Below are 18,116 nucleotides of genomic sequence, written 5' to 3' on the forward strand. Positions count from 1 at the left end.
GAGGGGACGGCAATGACAAATGAGTAAAAGGAAACAATACAGGAGAAAAGGCTGGATGACATTTTACGTGATGGTATTGGCTGTCACACTGGTAATGCTCATCACGCCTTTGCCCCGTTTCACAACAGATTATGCCACACTGATCCTGTCGGAAGAAGGTGATTTTCTGAATGCTGCGGTCAGTTCGGATGAGCAGTGGCGCTTTGAACCGCTGGATTCTGTTCCTGACCATTTTAAAAAAGCCCTTGTCACTTTTGAGGATCAGCATTTTTATTCCCATTTTGGTGTTAATCCCCTGGCTGTTTTTAGGGCACTGACCCAAAATATCAAAGCCGGTCATGTAGTAAGTGGTGGCAGCACTATTACCATGCAGATTGCCCGGATGTCAAGGAATGGAAAATCACGTAATCTTTGGCAAAAGGGTCTTGAAATGCTGATGGCAGTCAAGCTGGAGATGTTTGATTCCAAGGATGACATCTTAAAACTTTATGCCACCAATGCCCCGTTCGGCGGAAATACGGTTGGCCTTGAAGCGGCTTCATGGCGCTACTTTCAACGATCACCCTATGAGTTGTCATGGGCCGAAGCAGCCACACTGGCTGTGCTTCCCAATGCCCCGTCACTTATCTATCCCGGTAAAAATTCGGTGTTACTGAAAGACAAACGCGACCGCTTACTCACCAGACTTTTTCATGAAGGCTACTTCGATAAAACAACACTGGAACTGGCGCTGCTGGAGACGTTACCGGATCCTCCCGGAGCTGTGGCAGCCTGGACGCCGCATTTGATGAACCGTTTGATTGCCGAACATGGCAGGGGCCGGTACAAAACAACGCTCTCCGGGTCACTGCAGAAAAGAGCGGTGCAGATTGTAAATGATTTTGCAGCTGCCAATAAACAGCAGGGCATCAATAACGTGGCAGCCCTGGTGATGGATCTGGATGATTACAGTGTGAAGGCCTATGTGGGCAACTGTGCCGATCCCGACCGGACAAACGGAGGTGATGTAGATGTGATTATGGCGCCCAGAAGTTCGGGAAGTATTCTTAAGCCCTTTTTGTATGCGGCATCCATCTGTGACGGAACCATTCTGCCTGATATGTTGCTGCCCGATGTCCCAACATACCTCAACGGTTTTACACCTGAAAACTTCAATAAAAAATACGATGGTTTGGTACCCGCAGGTGAAGCACTTGTCCGTTCGCTGAATATTCCCTTTGTGATGCTGTTGAAGGAATATGGTATTCCCGGATTTTATGATCTGTTGCAGTCGTTGCAGTTCAGTACATTTAACCGGTCTCCGGATCATTACGGACTTTCCATGATTCTGGGTGGAGGAGAGGTGACGCTGTGGGAACTGGCCCGGGCGTACGGATCCATGGGAAATATGCTGAACAATGAAGGGCGTACGTTTGATATTTTTGAACCGCGGCTGTTAATGGGGCAGGACAAGCACAAAGCTGGTTCTGTGTCAGAAATAACACCCGGAGGCGCCTGGATTACCCTGGATAAAATAACAAACCTTACACGGCCAGATGAAGAAGCCGGATGGCATTATTTTACCTCTAAGCAGCGCATTGCATGGAAAACGGGAACCAGCTTTGGGTTCAGGGACGCCTGGGCGGTTGGTGTAACAGCACATCACCTGATAGCTGTCTGGGTCGGCAATGCCGACGGACAGGGCATGCCGGGTCTGACAGGAACCAGTAAAGCAGCACCAGTAATGTTTCGACTTTTTGAGCAACTTAATGAAGCTGGCGGCTTTTTTAATACGCCCTGGGACGATCTGACCTATTATCCGGTGTGCAGCCAAAGTGGGGAACTGATGACCCAGAACTGCGAACGGGCTGATACCATTATCGTTCCGGCAAAAGCCAATTATACGTCCGTGTGTGAATACCATAGGACCATTCATTTAACGGCTGATGAACAATACCGCGTAAACTCATCCTGCTATGACCCCAATCGTATGATTCATAAAAAATGGTTTGTGGTGCCTCCTAAATTCAGCATTTATTTCAGAAGGAAGGACAGCAACTACAGGGATCTGCCACCCGTAATGCCTGGTTGTGGCGAAACAAGGATGTTAAGTTTTACCTATCCCAGTAAATCACAAAAATTATATTTGCCGGTCGATTTTGACGGGAAACGCAACCCGGTGGTATTTGAGGCAGCACACGAAGAGAAAAATGCTGAAATGCGCTGGTTTCTGGACGAAGCATACCTTGGCTCAACCAGATACAACCACCAGATGGCCATTCAAATGGATAAAGGTGTACACGTGATTACCATTTGCGATCTGGCTGGTAACGAAGATAAAATAAGGGTGGAAGTGATGAATGAGGAGGAATGAAAATTCTGATAAAACCGAAATTCTTCAATTTGAATTTGATATGAAAAAGTTATTTTGTTTGATTGTAATTCTAAGTATAGTCTCAGTCAGTAATACTTATGCACAATTGAATACTGGAAATGCAGCTTTAAAATATCCACAGGCTGATACAGCATTCAGTGATACATTAGTAAAGAGTAATTATAAGCTTTTTATTCAACCGGTTAGCAGGGATGTTTATGTTGAAAAGGTAAAAGGATTGCATTATTTCCCTTCTAGTGACTCCCATAAATTAACTGAAAGTTTTAATGAGAGTGCAAAACGATTAGATGATTCAACACTGGTCATCATGTTACGAACCGGGAAAGCTGATACTATACGAAACTACTATCCCAAAGACATTAACGATCTTGAATTTAGAAGTTACAGGTATGCGGATTATATTCCTGAAATTCATTCTCATTTATTGACCGGATCTTATTATGAGGCTTCAAATTATGTATTGCTAAATGACAGTACAGGTGAGATGAACAACCAGTCATTATTTGCAAATATTGCATTTGATCCCCGGAAACAAAGACTAATAACATATGCCTGGGACGATTTTGCTTATGCTTCCGGAATATTCAGGATTTATGATATATCCGAAGGAAGTCTAAAGGAGCTTATGATCTATTATCCGGAATCTGATAACAAAGATTATTTCTGGAGTTTAAGCAACGTGTATTTTATATTGCATGATGAGCTATTATTCATCTGTCAGATGTATAATAAAAAGACGCGCAAAAGAAGCCGGTTCTATGCTAAAATGATAATGGAGGAAAACAGGCAGTAAATATGAATCTAAGGATTAATCATATAAACTGTTCCTGATGCTTAATCTCACCGTGCAATTGAAATGTGCCGGAGTGTTATATATATTCTTTTTTGAAATTACTTTGCGCTCACTGTGGTTACATTCCATTGAATAGACACGGCACTGGCAAGATAAACAGATTCATCATGCGTTTATTTTCTTTTTACTCGTTGGCGGTAATTTAACCATCCGTTTTACTGCGCAAGGCTGTTGATATAATCCTCTATATTGGTAAAACCATTTCCGTCTGCATCACCTCCGGCATCTTCAGAGGATAATGGATTAAGCTGATGTGCTGTCTCCCAGCTGTCTGGCATGCCGTCATTATCTGAGTCTATGGGAGGTGTTCCACCTGCAATTGTGCCTATTCCTCCCACTTCTGATTCATTCAGGATAAACGAACCTTTGGTTCCCAAAGAAACAACTTCACTGATTATGCGGCTGTCATGAACATCACGAACCAACGAAGCACCAACTGTTCTGATGACTGTTTGATAAGCCTCCTGGGATGATTCAATGTTTAAGGGCGCAGTGGAATTCAAATTCGGTTCATCCATTGGCGTTGCGGCATTGTAATCTGTAATCAATGTTCCGTTAAGAACACCGTCACGGTTCAAATCCTTATAATTGCCTTTTTGAAACAAATGATCTGTTTCGGTCCATTGTGAATAATAGCTGTCTCCGTTATCGCTGGGACCCGCAATGAAATAATTGTTGATCACATCCTGGTAGTGATCTGCAGCGGAGTGGCCACCGACGATGCCATTCCCGTAATTATACACCACATTATTGACATATTGCAGGGCACACTTCATCTTGGGATTTCGGCTCTTGTTACTCACCCATAAACAATGTGTAACCGTCCAGTTTAATGTTCCGTCTGTGATGGCACCGAATCGTTGCGGATCAATTCCTTCACTGATGATACAGTTTTGCCAGGTGATGGTATTGCTGCCCACGATATGCACATTGTCCCATCGTCCCCAGGAAATAGAGCAATGATCCAGAATGATATTACGGCCACCATCACAGGTAAAGGTGCATTTACCTTTGCTCATGGCTATACTGCCGCGCATTCTCAGATAGCGGATAATAACATTAGTTGAATTGCACACAACCCGGTTTCCATATATTGTAATGCCTTCGCCGGGTGCCGTTTGTCCTGCTATGGTAATGCTGTCGCTGATAAAAATGATATCAGCAGGCGATAATTTTATTATCCCGCCAACATCAAACACAACGATACGATTTGGCCGGCTTACCGCATCTGCTAAGGATCCCGGGCCGGAAGCATTCAGGTTTGTAACATGAACCACTGTTCCGCCACGTCCACCTGTAGCATAAGCACTAAATCCTTCTGCTCCCGGGAAAGCCAGTTGCTGTGCGATTGTGTTCAGACTGAAAAAAATAAAAAGCGTAATGATGTATAATACTTGTTTCATGAAATATTTTTTGTGACTTGCCTAAGCCGGTCATTTGTTACAGCAAAACACAAAAATAACGATACCTGAGAAATACTCCTAATCATACCGGCACAGGTTTTAAATTCAGCCTTTTTGTTTCTGGTCTGCTGAAGGTTTATTGTGACATTTCGGGGAATTAAGTACTTTTATAAACCGGATTTTGTTGTTAGTTAGTAACACCATATAAGGCAAATAAGAAGTAATGTATTATTTTTATTGTGGTATAACCAGGTTTTCCTGACGGGATACTATTTGAAATTGATAACAATGTACAGATGAAACCAACACTTTTTATAATCTTCTTCATTTTTACTGCTGCTGTTTTAGCGCAACCCCCTTATTCAGGCACCATTTTTATTGACCCGGATATTATTACAGCATCTGACCCTTCAGCGCTGGAAAGTACAACGTATAAAGGGCAGAAAGTGGTTACCATGTATGACCGGCGGGTTTCCGACTGGGTTAGTGTAAATGCATATCTCTTTGATGTGGTTTGGAATGACGGACTGACCTGTGTAGCCCAGGTAAATCCTGAATTTGAAGACGTAGAAGCGGCAGCTGTTGAAGCGGAAAAATATGCATTTCTTATTGGTCAGTTACCGCACTGTTTGCGTGAAGATATTAATGAAATCTGGATTCATAAAGGTGTAGAGCTTTTTGGTGGCGGTAATCATTCCATTCTTATTCATACCGGACAAAGCTCAAATTATGAAAGAGATGGTATTATAGAGGAGACCCTGGTTCATGAGGCATGTCATACCTCTCTTGACGCTACACATGCGGCTGCCGCCGGATGGTTAAATGCCCAACAAAAAGATGGGACCTTTATATCAACGTATGCCAGAGATAACTCCAAAACCGAAGATGTGGCAGAGAGTTTTTTACCCTGGCTTGCAGTTAAGTACCGAAAAGCAGATCTGTCTGATACGGATTATAACAAGATTACAGGCACTATCCCGAACAGGCTTGCTTATTTTGATGCCGAAAACTTTAATCTTTATCCTTTTGAACAATCTGAAACAGCTATTAATCATATTGTACAGGATCTTACACTTTATCCTAATCCGGTAGATGATGTGATAATGTTTGAAGGCGTAATAGCAGAAAACAGCAGTTTCAGAATTTATAATCTCACAGGAATCGATGTGACAAATCAAACCATATGTACCGGTGAGTCTTATTATCTATCCGGATTACCGGCAGGTTGTTACACGGTAAAAGTGGATTCACATGCGTTTAAAGTTTACAAACAACATTAGTTCACGTACGTAATTAAACCATTAAATGGCTTCAAATGTAGTTAAGCATCCAGGGCAGGTATCCGGCTCAGTTTTGTACATGTTACTGGTCAGCAGACTTGTCATGTTTTTCCTGTTCCAAAGCATTATTGCTCTGTTCATAAATTCATGGGGGTCCTCAGAAAAATACTGGTTGCTGACGGCTACCCTGACAAATATAGTCAGCATTCTTTTGCTGATAAAACTGTTTAAAAGGGATGGAGAGAATTACTTTAAAATATTCACTTTACCAAAGAAGACAATCAAAAAGGATGTCCCTGTTTTTTTGATTCTTGCCCTGGTCTCAATCCCTGTTGCCATGATGCCGGGATATTTGTTAAGTACACTAATCTGGGGTAATGCCGATGTTCCAACACACATGATGTTTGGTCCGATAAACAAGTGGTTGGTTTACTCGCTGATGTTTGCTTTCCCTTTGACTATTACATTTGCAGAATTGGCAACATATTTTGTGTATATCATGCCCAGGCTTGTTCAACGGCTGAATAAAAAATGGTTGGCAGTCCTGCTCCCTGTGTTATTTCTTTCATTTCAACACTGTACACTGCCATTTATTCCTAATATGGATTTTATGCTGTATCGTGCACTTGTATTTTTACCCTTTGCTTTGTTAATAGGCGTTTCAATTTATTACCGGCCGTCCCTGTTTATCTATTTTGCAATTTTGCACGGATTGATGGATTTTGGTACTGCATATATGTTTTTTATGCAGGTTAAATAAAATTTACCCGAAATAGTTTTTGCTGGTTTTCAGAATGTATGATGTTGGGAATCCCTTTGTGTTTCTTTGTGAAAACGCTTTGTGTACTTTGTGGTTAATAATGCTGGCCAATATGAAGACTGGTTTAATACAATGAGTACAGTATCAGCTTTGTTCGGCAATATGAACACCTTGGTTTGCTTTAATCTAACATATGAAAGACACCGTATCCAACTGAAGCTTTACATATTAAACACCTTTTCCGGTAACAATGGTTTTCAGCGTATAAAAGAAAATTTTAAAATCGAGAAGAATCGACATGTTTTCCAGGTAAATCAGGTCGAATTTCAAACGGTCAATCATTTTATCAATACTGTCGGCATAACCGTATTTTACCATCCCTAATGATGTAATCCCCGGCCTTACTTTTTGCAACAGGTAATAATTCGGGTTCCTTTTTACGATCTGGTCAATAAAAAACTGACGTTCAGGCCTGGGACCAACCACCGACATGTCGCCGATCAGTACATTCCAGAATTGTGGCAGTTCATCCAACCGGTATTTCCGCATGGTTCTACCAAAACGCGTAATGCGTTTATCATCCGGTGAAGCCAGTTGTGGTCCGTTGCCATTTTCTGCACCATCATACATGGTTCTGAATTTGTGGATATGAAACGGATGCCCGTTTTTCCCAACACGCTCCTGCCGGTAAAATACAGGGCCTTTGGAATCCAGTTTGACCCGGATTGCCAGTAAAATGTATAGTGGAGAGAACAACACCATAAACAGAACGGCAATACCAACATCAAATACACGTTTCATGTTTTCTTCAAACGGTGGCATCAGTTCATGGGCGACCTCCATAAAAGGTGTGCCGTAAATCGGGTTCAGTTTAGCTATGCCAATAAGCTTATCTGCGACACCCGGCGTTGTTTTAATGAAAACATCATGACGGTAAAGCGCTTCAAGTACGGATTTTAGTTTGCTCAGAGTGGATTCCCTGAGTGACAGGATGACCTCATCAATGTTATTTTCCGTAATAATCTGATCCAGATTATCTGTTGAGCCATAACACTTTAGTCCGTTGATGACCTCACTTTTGTGCCTCCTGTCCGTTGTTACAACGCCAAGGATAATATTTCCGAGATAGGGTGGAAGCATCTTTGTCGTTTCCTCAATGTCTTTCCCATCACCTATAATAAGGGTACGGAAGCCATTCAGTCCCCTGGATATGTTTTTTTTGATTCGGTTGGTGATGAGGCTACGGGTAGTGTAAATGATTAAAAACTGTATGGAGAACAGGGATAAAAGTGACAGGTAATACGTAGAATAACCTTTTACCACGTCATCGAGCAAAATGGTGAAAAACAGGACGACTGAACCGAACAAGACAGCAAGGAAAGTCTGTGAAAATTCATTGAATCTGGAGCGGCGTAGTGCGTTTTTATAATACCCCGAAAGCTGAAAGATCAGAAGCCAGAAAAAAGGAATGAGCGTGACACCCAGAAAAAGTTTGAAGTCCGGTTGGAAAACCAGGTTACTGCCAGGGTCTATAGCATCAAGTCTGGCCCTGCGAAAAAAGAAAAAGATGACCCAGCCGATGGCAGAAAAGACAAAATCGGAAACTATGTATTTTATGGTCTGCTTTTTCCCCCGTATCATTCCCTGATGACTTTTATTTCTCCGTTTGATTTCAGTTTAATAATTCCCGAGGGTTGAGCTCCGGTAGTTTCATCCTGTCGGAATTTTACCACATAATCGGCGCTATTCAGAATAACAGGATCAATTTCTGCAAAAATTTTTGGTGAAGGGTTTCCACTAATATTGGATGAGGTACTTACAATCGGTTTTTTAAACTTCTGAATCAGCTGCTTCGAAAAAGCCTCGCTGGTGATGCGAATACCGATGCTGCCGTCTTCTGCCACAAGATTCTGTGCCAGGTTTTTGGCTCCGTCGTAAATAATAGTTAATGGTTTATCGCTCATCTCAATCAGATCGTATGCAATTTCCGGTACTTCACTTACATATGTCTGCAGTTTGAACTCATTGTCCAGCAAGACCAGCATGCTCTTTGAATCTTCCCTGTTTTTTAGCTCATAGATCCGTTTTACCGCATCTGAATTGGTGGCATCACATCCAATACCCCAAATGGTATCGGTTGGATAAACCAGTATTCCACCTTTACTCAGGCATTCAAGCGCCTTCTCTATATCGTCTTTAAAATCAACCATGTTTGTGTAATAAACGTAGCGTTTTGTACTTTAAATATGTCTCCCTTGTGTTTTGAACCGAAATCTGTACCCCGGTTGTACCATCCAGAAAAGCCAATTTAATAAAAAAAGAACGGATAAAGGTCCACAGAGCATGAAATAGTGGTGACAGCACGCCTGTTTTTTCACCGGCTTTAAATTTATTATCTGCCCACCAGCGGGCATAACCAAAAGATTTTTCTCTGAAATCTTTTATCCCGTTAAACCCAAAATGATTAATGTGAAGCGGAATCCTAACCACACGTACATTTGCATCTGTCACCAGTTTTTCATGCAATACACCGGTTTCCCATCTGGCTTTATCCTTTCTGAACAGGCGAACCTTTTCATCCGGATACCACAGCCCATGTTTTATCGGTTCGGAGCCTATGTGATTTAAGCGGCGAAAGGAGTACGCAAAAGCTGTAAACTGATCCCTGTTCATTACCATATGATTTAATAACTCAGGTGACAGGCTCTCATCGGCATCCAGCGACAGAATATAATCGTTATTTGTCATTGAGATTCCAAAGTTTTTCTGATCGCCGTGCGATGTGAACTCCCTTTGATAAAAGCTTACCTCAGGATGGCTTCTGCATATGTCAGGCGTAGTATCTGTGGAGAAACTGTCCACCACAATAATTTCATTACTTACCGGTTTAACAGATGCCAGGCACCGTTCAATGTTTTTTGCTTCGTTATGGGTAATGATTACAGTGGAGATCTCCGGCATCGCTTATTTCATGTAGTTATAGATTCTGTTGAGATTGCGTGCAACATTCTCACCTGTGAATTTACGCACATGCTGAAAACCCTTTTCGATCATTTCAGTTTTTTTATCGGAATCATTGGAAATGGTAAGAATAGCATGGCCGATTTCTTCCATGCTTCCAGGATTGACATACCATGCCGCGTCACCTCCGGCTTCGCGTAAGCATGTGCCTTTGGAGGTGATGACAGGTACTCCGGCAGCCAGCGATTCAATTACGGGGATGCCAAAGCCTTCGAAAAAAGAGGGATAGATGGTCATACTGGCCATTCTGTATATACACGACAGTTCGTAGTTGCTGGCATTATGGATCATGATGACCCTGTTGTCCATCTTTCTGCGTTTGACATATTCCCGGACCTTCTCGGTGTATTCGGTGCGTTGTCCCACAGCAACCAACGGAATATCAATCCGTTTATGAAAAAGTGTCCGGACAACGGTAAGCAGATTTTTTCGTTCTTCTATGGTTCCAACCGAGAGAATAAAGTTTTGCGGAAGGTTGAACTTTTCACGTACCGCTTCAAGTTCTACCTGCTTGCGGTTTTCAAAATATAACTGATCACAACCCTGGTAAACAACACGGATTTTTTGAGGTGATATCTTGTAAAACTCGATAAGATCCTGCTGTGTTTGTTTGCTCACAGCAACAATGGTATCTGCAATTTCAGAGCTGAACAAAAACTTCTTTTTGTAGGTCCACCGGTCCAGATCCTTATAAAACTGAGGATATCGAAGAAAAATAAGGTCATGGATTGTTACGATGGTCTTGATGTTCTTTTTGCGCTGAATGCTTAAAGGAAGTTCATTGCTTAATCCGTGATAAATTTCAATTTTATCCCGTCCAAGCTGCGGCACCATGTTTCGGGTGCGCCAAACCGATTTAAATGGTCCCTGCAGAATTAAAGGAGGGGTTTTTATGGTTACATTCTCCATATTTCCGTTAAGGTCAAAATTAATGGCCTTTCTCAGGGACGGTGTGTATAAATAGTACTCGTGGTTTTTGATGTGCTTTGAAAGATAGAATATAGTATTACGGCCGTAGTTGCCCAGACCGCCTCTGTTATAAAATATTCGTTTAGCATCGTAGCCTATCCTCACAATAGCAGGGATTTAAATTATACGTAAATCTAATCATTTTTGCCGAAAAAGACTATTCAAAGAGGGGCAATTCAAGATCTGAAATCATCTCTTCGTTTAGTACACCACGGCCAATTTCACGTACTTCACCGGTCATTCTGATGTTCCATTCCTCGTCAATCTGAAGTTTCAGTACGCCACCAATCATATTCATGGTGATATCGTCGTCAACCAAACCTCTTTTCTTAAGCGCACATGCAGCAGCACATGAAGAACTTCCGGAAGCCAGTGTCCATCCGGCACCACGTTCCCAGATTAATATGCGGGCTTCGTTACGCGATATGGCTTTGGCAAATTGCACATTGATACGGTTCGGAAACAATTTATGATTTTCAAGATATGTTCCGTAAGTTTTGATTTCTTTTTCATCCAGCGCATCTTTAATAACGACGCAATGTGGATTACCAACGGATACACAGTTAACCTCAAACGATTTATCACCGGCCTGAATGGTTTCTGCAATGAACTCCGGTTTGTCAGAATCAACCGGAATTTTACGGCTTTCAAAAATGGCTTTTCCCATGTCCACAGAAATCAGTTTGGCTTTACCTTTTTCCTCTTCAATAATTTCTGCAGTTACTAATCCACCCAGCGTTTCAACGCTGAATTTTTTTGAATTGGCAAATCCGTAATCGTACAGGTATTTGCAGAATATACGCAGACCGTTCCCGCTTTTTTCAGCTTCCGATCCATCCGGATTGTAAATTTTCAAACCAAAGTCGGCTTTGTCAGAATCAATTTTTAATAAAATACCGTCTGAACCAATTCCGTAGTGAATGTTGCAAATGCGTTTGATGGCATTTTGGGTAAGCTCAAAGCTTATTTTAGCAGCCTCCATTACGATATAGTCGTTGCCGAGGCCGTGGGATTTTATAAAGTAGTTTGTTTCCATTGTTAACGTAAATTAGACAAAATTACGAACCAGATCTTCAAGGGTATCCCGCTTGCGGGTCAGCCGTTCATTCCCATCTTTGTCAATCAATACCTCTGCAGGACGAAGTCGGTTATTGTAGTTAGATGCCATAACCATACCATAAGCACCGGCGTCGAGCACCCCAATAATATCGTCTTCAAATATTTCCGGCAACTCCCGGTCTTTGGCAATAATATCACCTGTTTCGCATATATTTCCGACGATCCTTACGGATTCCTTTTTAGTTGAGACCTTCTCACTGGTGCGATAGATTTCCACATCGTGATGTGAGTCATACATCATCGGACGGACCAGTACATTAAATCCGAGGTCAGTCCCAATATATTTAAGATCATAATTTTCCTTGGTGGTATGTACCTTTCCAAGCAGTACACCACATTCGGCAGCGATGTAACGTCCCGGTTCTATTTTAAACTGGATTTCCTTCCCGTATTCCTGCACAAACCGGTTGATGATTTCTGTAATTCTTGCGCCCAGTGATTGCAGGTCCAGACGTGCCTGACCTTCCTGTTTGTGATACGGAATGCCGAATCCACCACCTAAATCTATGAATTCCAGATCCTTAAATTCTTTGGCAAATTCCAGAATAGCCGTGGCACTTTCGGCATAGGCATCACCTTCCATAAACAGAGATCCGATATGCTGGTTGATGCCGATCACTTTAAGATTATATGTTTCAACAATGGCTTTAATGTCATCAAGAAAGCGCATTTCAATGCCGAATTTGGTTTTTTTACCACCGGTAACCACTTTCTTGTGATGCCCGGCTCCAACACCCGGATTCAGTCGGAATGTCACTTCTCCACCCGGATTCAGTTTTCCGTATTTTTCAAGTTGAGAAATGGAATCAACGGAGATTTTAACACCGGCATCAATGGCGTACTGAAATTCGGCGTCATCCACATTATTGCTGATATAAAAGATCTGTTCGGGTGAAAAACCGGCTTTCAGGTTGACAAAAATCTCACCGGGTGACATGGCATCCACATATAAACCTTCATCGTGCACAATCTTAAGCAATTCGAGATTGCTGTTGGCTTTGGCAGAATAGTTGACAATAAAATTTTTGTAGTTCACAAGGTTTTTCAGTTCCCTGCATCGCTTGCGTAAAATGTTTTCGTTGTAAACATAAAGAGGAGTGCCATACTTTTCCACTAACGCAGCAGGTGTTGTATTCCCAAAGAAGTTGGTTCTGCCGGTTATTTCCGAATAAATGTAATTCATTGTTGTTATATCGATTATTTTGTTTTCTATATATTTGCAGCAAAATTAATAATATGGCTCAGATAAACGAAAATTATTTAAAATTACAGGCAGGATATTTGTTTCCTGAAATCGGAAGAAGAGTAGCAGAGTTTCAAAAGAATAACCCCAATGCTGACGTAATAAAGATGGGGATTGGTGATGTCACCATGCCATTGGTTCCTTCAGTAATCAAAGCCTTTCAGGAAGGTGTGGCAGATATGGCCAAACCGGAAACGTTTAAGGGATACGGTCCGGAGCAGGGTTACGCCTTTTTACGCGATGCCATTGCTAAAAACGACTATCTGGATAAAAGTGTAGACGTTAAGGCGGATGAAATTTTTGTTTCCGACGGATCAAAATGCGATACCGGTAATATTTTAGAGATTTTCGGAGCCGATAATAAAATAGCGGTTCAGGATCCGGTTTACCCGGTGTATGTGGATACATCGGTTATGGGTGGCCGTACCGGTTTAAAGCTGGATACCGGTTATTACGAAGGCCTGGTTTATATGCCCTGCAATGCGGAAAATGGATTTATTCCTGCACTGCCAACTGAAAAAGTGGATATTATCTTTTTATGTTATCCAAATAACCCGACCGGAACAACCGCCACCAAAGATGAATTGAAAAAATGGGTGGATTATGCCAAAGCCAATAAATCCATTATTTTATTCGATGCAGCTTATGAAGCCTTCATTACCGAAGATGATGTGCCGCATTCCATTTACGAAATTGAAGGCGCAAGAGAAGTGGCTATTGAATTCCGCAGTTTTTCCAAAAAAGCAGGATTTACCGGAACACGTTTGGGTTTTACAGTGATTCCGAAAGACCTGATGGCATACACAAAAGATGGTGAAGCCAAACCGGTTCACCCCTTATGGTCGCGAAGGCATTCCACCAAATTCAACGGTGCTTCGTATCCTGTTCAGAAAGCAGCAACCGGAATTTATACCGAAGAAGGTAAAAAAGAGGTGCAGGAAATCATTGATTATTACATGGAGAATGCACGCATCATGCGTGAAAGCCTTGTGGAAATGGGCTTTAAGGTGTTTGGTGGCGTAAATGCGCCGTATGTGTGGGTAAAAAAAGGTGAGACTAAATCGTGGGATTTGTTTGATCTGTTCCTGAACGAGGCACATGTGGTTGGAACGCCGGGTTCAGGTTTTGGCCCATCCGGTGAAACATACTTCCGTTTTTCAGCATTTGCATCACGCGAAAACGTGATTGAAGCGATGGACAGGATTAAGAAAATGTGATTTTTTAGAAACAAGAACCAACAATCAAGACGCAAGATATAAGTGTCAGAAATAAAGATAAGCGGGGCAACGATGTTGCTTCGCTTTTTTTGTTAATGAGAGTGCGACACTAAGGTGCACTCCCATCCTCCATCCCCGGTGAATGCATAGCCGCTTTTAAAAAACAGACTTTCTTGTGAATACAACAAGTTTGTTGATAACAAACTTATAAAGGTAAATAGAACAATTTTTTTCATAACTTCTTTGGCTTAGTAATTCAGTAACAAAAAAGGGAAAAAAACGCAAAACCTCAATATTTTACTTAGTTTAAAATGGTTTTAATTTGCCGGATGGAAAATTTATAAAGTTAAAACAGCATAAAGCTGGATTTAACAATTGATTTGTAATCTGCGAAAATCTGCGCCATCTGCGGGCTTAAATCTTATCGAACCGGCTCAGACCAAACAAGGCAAAATCATATTTTACAGGATCTTCGGGATCCAATTCGCGGAGTTTTAGTGTGACTTCCAAAACAGCTTTCCAGTCGTTGGCTTTTCGGGTAAGCAGTCCCAGTTTTTTTGAAGCATTGGCGGTATGCACATCCAATGGCAAATATAATTGCGATGGTTTTATATGCTTCCAGATCCCAAAATCCACACCTTTTTTATCATTCCGTACCATCCAGCGCAGAAACATGTTCAGTCGTTTGCCTGTGGAACCTTTCTCTATATTGGGTATGTGTTTTAAGGTTCGGACCGGATGGGCCATGCCAAAGAACAGATCCCGGAAGTGCCCGATTCCGCGATACAGGTTTTCTTCGGTTTGAAACGGGATGATAAATGGTGTTTCCAGTGTTCCAAACGTTCGGAGAATGTTTTGAAGACTACGGAGTATGAATTTAAGATCCGTGGAATTCAGGGTGCGGTGTACGAAATCATCGAACAGGTACAGATCGTTTTTGGTATGGTTCATTACAAAATCGAATGGGCTATCGTCCATAAGTTCCATTAACCGTTTGGCATTGTTAATGATGGTGGTGCGTTGTCCCCAGGAAATAATGGCCGTTAAAAAGGCGGATACTTCAATATCACCCTTTTCCGTAAAAAGATGGGGCACTAAAACCGGATCATCTGCAACAAATGCCGTATTGTTATATTGTTCTGCTTTAAAATCGAGCAGTTCTTTTAATTCTTCATCAATCATGGGTTTGCCTTGTTTCGTAATTTCGGGTAAAAATTAACCCGTTTTGATACCTATTTATAACACCGTTTAGTTGTTCTTGTTTTTGAAAAATAGTTATCTTTGCCGACCGTAAAAGCTTAAAATTAAATGGTAAAGATAACATTTCCGGATAATTCGGTCAGAGAGTATGAATCGGGGGTAACCGGTTACGATATTGCGCAGAGCATCAGTCCAGGATTGGCTAAACAGGTTTTGTCCATAACGGTAAACAATCAGGTATGGGATTTGACGCGGCCAATCACAGCAGACAGCAAAATTGTACTGCATAAATGGGACGATGAAGAAGGCAAGCATGCATTCTGGCACTCTTCGGCTCACCTTATGGCTGAAGCCCTTGAGGCATTGTATCCGGGAACCAAATTCGGTATTGGTCCGGCCATTGAGAATGGCTTTTATTACGATGTTGATCCCGGAGATGATGTAAGTATTACCGATGCAGATCTTCCAAAGATTGAAGCGAAGATGAAAGAGTTGGCCCGGGAGAAAAATGAGTATATCCGCAAGGATATCTCCAAGGCCGATGCCATGTCTTATTTCACCAATAAAGGTGATGAATACAAGCAGGAACTGATCAGTGAGCTGGAAGACGGAACCATTACCTTGTACAACCAGGGTCATTTTACGGATTTGTGCCGTGGTCCACACCTGCCGAACACCGACAAAATTAAAGCCATAAAGCTGTTAAGTGTTGCCGGTGCTTACTGGAGGGGAGATGAAACCCGTAAACAGCTCACCCGTATTTACGGTATTACATTTCCAAAACAGAATATGTTGGATGAATACCTCGTCATGCTGGAAGAAGCGAAAAAGAGGGATCATCGAAAAGTTGGAAAAGAACTGGAACTGTTCACTTTTTCTCAGAATGTGGGACAGGGATTGCCTTTATGGTTACCAAAAGGAGCCGATTTACGCGGGCGCCTGGAAGGATTTTTGAAAAAAGTACAGAAGAAAGCCGGATATGAACAGGTAATCACACCTCATATCGGATTAAAACAGTTGTGGGTGACTTCGGGGCATTATGCAAAATATGGTCAGGATTCTTTCCAGCCAATACATACTCCGGCAGAAGGTGAAGAATTTTTGCTGAAACCGATGAACTGCCCTCACCACTGTGAGATTTACAAAAGTAAGCCGCGCTCTTATAAAGATCTTCCATTACGTCTTGCAGAATTTGGAACGGTATACCGGTATGAACAAAGTGGGGAGTTACATGGTTTGACAAGGGTAAGGGGCTTTACCCAGGACGATGCGCACCTGTTTTGTCGTCCGGATCAGCTGAAAGAAGAGTTTATTAGTGTAATTGATATTATCCTGTATATATTTAAAGTGCTGGATTTTAAAGATTATACGGCTCAGATTTCCTTACGCGATCCGGAAAATAAGGAGAAATATATTGGTAGCGATGAAAACTGGGAAAAGGCAGAACGTGCCATCATAGAAGCCAGTGCAGAAAAAGGGTTGAATACCGTAGTTGAATTGGGTGAAGCCGCATTTTACGGTCCAAAACTCGATTTTATGGTAAAAGATGCCATAGGGAGAAAATGGCAGCTGGGAACCATTCAGGTGGATTACAATTTACCTGAACGATTTGAACTGGAGTACATTGGCAGTGATGATCAGAAGCACCGGCCGGTAATGATTCATCGTGCACCGTTTGGATCTCTTGAACGGTTTGTTGCGGTACTTATTGAACATACAGGCGGAAAATTCCCTTTGTGGTTAACGCCACAACAGGTAGCCATACTGCCTATAAGTGAGAAATTTAATGATTATGCCGGAAAAGTTTTAAATGTGCTGAATAATTACGATATTCGCGCCGAAATTGACGACCGCAATGAAAAAATAGGTCGTAAAATCCGGGATAACGAATTAAAACGTGTTCCTTATATGCTGATCATTGGCGAGAAAGAGGCTGAAAATGATGAAGTTTCAGTCAGAAAACAAGGTGCCGGTGATCAGGGTTCAATGAAAATTGCTAAATTTGCGGCGGTCATTGAAGACGAAATTAAAAACGAGTTACAGTAAAAATAAAGTTTAATAAACTTAGGAGGATTTAGTTATAGCTGATTTTAGACCAAGAGGCGGAGGCAGAAGGCCAATGAGAGAGCCTGAACAACCGCACAGGATTAATGAAAAGATTCGTGCACGGAGTGTACGTGTTGTCGGAGATAACATTGAAAATCAAGGCGTATATTCCATTCAGGAAGCTTTGAAAATGGCAGACCAATTGAGTTTGGATTTGGTTGAGATTTCACCGAATGCCGATCCACCGGTATGTAAGATAATAGATTATCAGAAGTTTCTATACCAACAGAAAAAGAAACAAAAGGAAATTAAAGCCAAATCAGTTAAGGTGATCGTCAAGGAGATTCGTTTTGGTCCCCAGACTGATGAACATGACTTTAATTTTAAACTGAAACATGCCGAAAAGTTTTTAAACGAGGGAGCTAAAGTTAAGGCCTTTGTTTTTTTTAAGGGACGTTCAATCCTATTTAAAGAACAGGGTGAGATTCTGTTGCTGCGCTTAGCGCAGGAGCTGGAGGAAATTGGAAAAGTGGAACAGCTTCCCAAACTGGAAGGAAAACGAATGACAATGTTTATATCACCTAAAAAGGTGGCGAAAAAGTAGGACATTAAAATTTAGACAAAATGCCTA

At 41.8% G+C, this 18,116-nt stretch carries 15 protein-coding genes; 7 read left to right on the top strand and 8 right to left on the bottom strand.

Translation table 11 applies throughout. The features are described from left to right. Positions 1-19 precede the first annotated feature (19 nt). Positions 20-2,353: a penicillin-binding protein 1C gene (pbpC, locus tag ACE1EF_RS10880; protein ID WP_375720692.1), complete on the top strand. Its 2,334-nt coding sequence runs from the start codon at positions 20-22 to the stop codon at positions 2,351-2,353. A gap of 40 nt (positions 2,354-2,393) precedes the next feature. Then, positions 2,394-3,167, top strand: a complete 774-nt coding sequence (locus tag ACE1EF_RS10885) for a hypothetical protein (RefSeq protein ID WP_375720693.1) — start codon at positions 2,394-2,396, stop codon at positions 3,165-3,167. A gap of 215 nt (positions 3,168-3,382) precedes the next feature. Here ACE1EF_RS10885 and ACE1EF_RS10890 read toward each other — a convergent pair whose 3' ends face one another. Continuing rightward, positions 3,383-4,630 (bottom strand): pectate lyase family protein, encoded by a 1,248-nt coding sequence (locus ACE1EF_RS10890; RefSeq protein ID WP_375720694.1) that lies wholly within the window; start codon positions 4,628-4,630, stop codon positions 3,383-3,385. Positions 4,631-4,926: 296 nt separating this feature from the next. Between ACE1EF_RS10890 and ACE1EF_RS10895 the strand changes: the two genes are divergently transcribed. Both ACE1EF_RS10895 and ACE1EF_RS10900 read left to right on the top strand, forming a co-directional pair. After that, positions 4,927-5,910: a T9SS type A sorting domain-containing protein gene (locus tag ACE1EF_RS10895; protein ID WP_375720695.1), complete on the top strand. Its 984-nt coding sequence runs from the start codon at positions 4,927-4,929 to the stop codon at positions 5,908-5,910. 25 nt (positions 5,911-5,935) lie between these two features. Continuing rightward, positions 5,936-6,670 carry a hypothetical protein gene (locus tag ACE1EF_RS10900; RefSeq protein WP_375720696.1) on the top strand — a complete coding sequence of 245 codons (735 nt, stop codon included), beginning with the start codon at positions 5,936-5,938 and terminating at the stop codon, positions 6,668-6,670. Between the two features lie 228 nt (positions 6,671-6,898). Here ACE1EF_RS10900 and ACE1EF_RS10905 read toward each other — a convergent pair whose 3' ends face one another. Genes ACE1EF_RS10905 through lysA form a run of 6 tightly spaced genes read right to left on the bottom strand, consistent with a single transcriptional unit; the run spans position 6,899 to position 12,962 of the window. Continuing rightward, a complete protein-coding gene (locus ACE1EF_RS10905) occupies positions 6,899-8,311 on the bottom strand; it encodes a sugar transferase (protein WP_375720697.1) in 1,413 nt (470 codons plus the stop codon). Beyond that, positions 8,308-8,880 (bottom strand): L-threonylcarbamoyladenylate synthase, encoded by a 573-nt coding sequence (locus ACE1EF_RS10910; RefSeq protein ID WP_375720698.1) that lies wholly within the window; start codon positions 8,878-8,880, stop codon positions 8,308-8,310. The genes ACE1EF_RS10905 and ACE1EF_RS10910 overlap by 4 nt, the downstream gene beginning before the upstream one ends. Then, entirely contained in the window at positions 8,873-9,631 is a 759-nt protein-coding gene (locus tag ACE1EF_RS10915) for a glycosyltransferase family 2 protein (protein ID WP_375720699.1), read from the bottom strand. Before ACE1EF_RS10915 ends, ACE1EF_RS10910 begins: the two co-directional genes overlap by 8 nt. A 3-nt stretch (positions 9,632-9,634) precedes the next feature. Beyond that, positions 9,635-10,765, bottom strand: a complete 1,131-nt coding sequence (locus tag ACE1EF_RS10920; RefSeq protein WP_375720700.1) for a glycosyltransferase family 4 protein — start codon at positions 10,763-10,765, stop codon at positions 9,635-9,637. A 52-nt stretch (positions 10,766-10,817) separates the two neighbouring features. Next, positions 10,818-11,696 carry a diaminopimelate epimerase gene (gene dapF, locus ACE1EF_RS10925; protein WP_375720701.1) on the bottom strand — a complete coding sequence of 293 codons (879 nt, stop codon included), beginning with the start codon at positions 11,694-11,696 and terminating at the stop codon, positions 10,818-10,820. A 12-nt stretch (positions 11,697-11,708) separates the two neighbouring features. After that, positions 11,709-12,962 carry a diaminopimelate decarboxylase gene (gene lysA / locus ACE1EF_RS10930; RefSeq protein ID WP_375720702.1) on the bottom strand — a complete coding sequence of 418 codons (1,254 nt, stop codon included), beginning with the start codon at positions 12,960-12,962 and terminating at the stop codon, positions 11,709-11,711. A gap of 53 nt (positions 12,963-13,015) precedes the next feature. On the opposite strand from lysA, the gene ACE1EF_RS10935 reads away from it, so the two are divergent. Further along, positions 13,016-14,239 (top strand): LL-diaminopimelate aminotransferase, encoded by a 1,224-nt coding sequence (locus ACE1EF_RS10935; RefSeq protein WP_375720703.1) that lies wholly within the window; start codon positions 13,016-13,018, stop codon positions 14,237-14,239. Positions 14,240-14,653: 414 nt separating this feature from the next. Here the strand turns inward: ACE1EF_RS10935 and ACE1EF_RS10940 are convergent, their stop codons facing one another. Further along, a complete protein-coding gene (locus ACE1EF_RS10940) occupies positions 14,654-15,421 on the bottom strand; it encodes a TIGR02757 family protein (RefSeq protein WP_375720704.1) in 768 nt (255 codons plus the stop codon). Between the two features lie 126 nt (positions 15,422-15,547). Between ACE1EF_RS10940 and thrS the strand changes: the two genes are divergently transcribed. Together thrS and infC are read left to right on the top strand one after the other, a co-directional pair. Then, entirely contained in the window at positions 15,548-17,485 is a 1,938-nt protein-coding gene (gene thrS, locus ACE1EF_RS10945) for a threonine--tRNA ligase (protein WP_375720705.1), read from the top strand. A 73-nt stretch (positions 17,486-17,558) separates the two neighbouring features. Next, the gene (gene infC, locus ACE1EF_RS10950) at positions 17,559-18,089 is read left to right on the top strand and encodes a translation initiation factor IF-3 (RefSeq protein ID WP_375720706.1); all 531 of its coding nucleotides are present in this window, start codon (positions 17,559-17,561) and stop codon (positions 18,087-18,089) included. The last annotated feature ends 27 nt before the right edge of the window (positions 18,090-18,116 follow it).

This window comes from Quyinboa sediminis (assembly GCF_042219855.1).
Taxonomy (GTDB): domain Bacteria; phylum Bacteroidota; class Bacteroidia; order Bacteroidales; family UBA5342; genus JBHJHP01.

Excerpts from the sequence above, each read along its gene's own strand:
- pbpC (WP_375720692.1), top strand. The coding sequence starts at position 20 with ATGAGTAAAAGGAAACAATACAGGAGAAAAGGCTGGATGACATTTTAC.
- ACE1EF_RS10885 (WP_375720693.1), top strand. The coding sequence starts at position 2,394 with ATGAAAAAGTTATTTTGTTTGATTGTAATTCTAAGTATAGTCTCAGTC.
- ACE1EF_RS10890 (WP_375720694.1), bottom strand. The coding sequence starts at position 4,630 with ATGAAACAAGTATTATACATCATTACGCTTTTTATTTTTTTCAGTCTG.
- ACE1EF_RS10895 (WP_375720695.1), top strand. The coding sequence starts at position 4,927 with ATGAAACCAACACTTTTTATAATCTTCTTCATTTTTACTGCTGCTGTT.
- ACE1EF_RS10900 (WP_375720696.1), top strand. The coding sequence starts at position 5,936 with ATGGCTTCAAATGTAGTTAAGCATCCAGGGCAGGTATCCGGCTCAGTT.
- ACE1EF_RS10905 (WP_375720697.1), bottom strand. The coding sequence starts at position 8,311 with ATGATACGGGGGAAAAAGCAGACCATAAAATACATAGTTTCCGATTTT.
- ACE1EF_RS10910 (WP_375720698.1), bottom strand. The coding sequence starts at position 8,880 with ATGGTTGATTTTAAAGACGATATAGAGAAGGCGCTTGAATGCCTGAGT.
- ACE1EF_RS10915 (WP_375720699.1), bottom strand. The coding sequence starts at position 9,631 with ATGCCGGAGATCTCCACTGTAATCATTACCCATAACGAAGCAAAAAAC.
- dapF (WP_375720701.1), bottom strand. The coding sequence starts at position 11,696 with ATGGAAACAAACTACTTTATAAAATCCCACGGCCTCGGCAACGACTAT.
- lysA (WP_375720702.1), bottom strand. The coding sequence starts at position 12,962 with ATGAATTACATTTATTCGGAAATAACCGGCAGAACCAACTTCTTTGGG.
- ACE1EF_RS10935 (WP_375720703.1), top strand. The coding sequence starts at position 13,016 with ATGGCTCAGATAAACGAAAATTATTTAAAATTACAGGCAGGATATTTG.
- ACE1EF_RS10940 (WP_375720704.1), bottom strand. The coding sequence starts at position 15,421 with ATGATTGATGAAGAATTAAAAGAACTGCTCGATTTTAAAGCAGAACAA.
- thrS (WP_375720705.1), top strand. The coding sequence starts at position 15,548 with ATGGTAAAGATAACATTTCCGGATAATTCGGTCAGAGAGTATGAATCG.
- infC (WP_375720706.1), top strand. The coding sequence starts at position 17,559 with ATGAGAGAGCCTGAACAACCGCACAGGATTAATGAAAAGATTCGTGCA.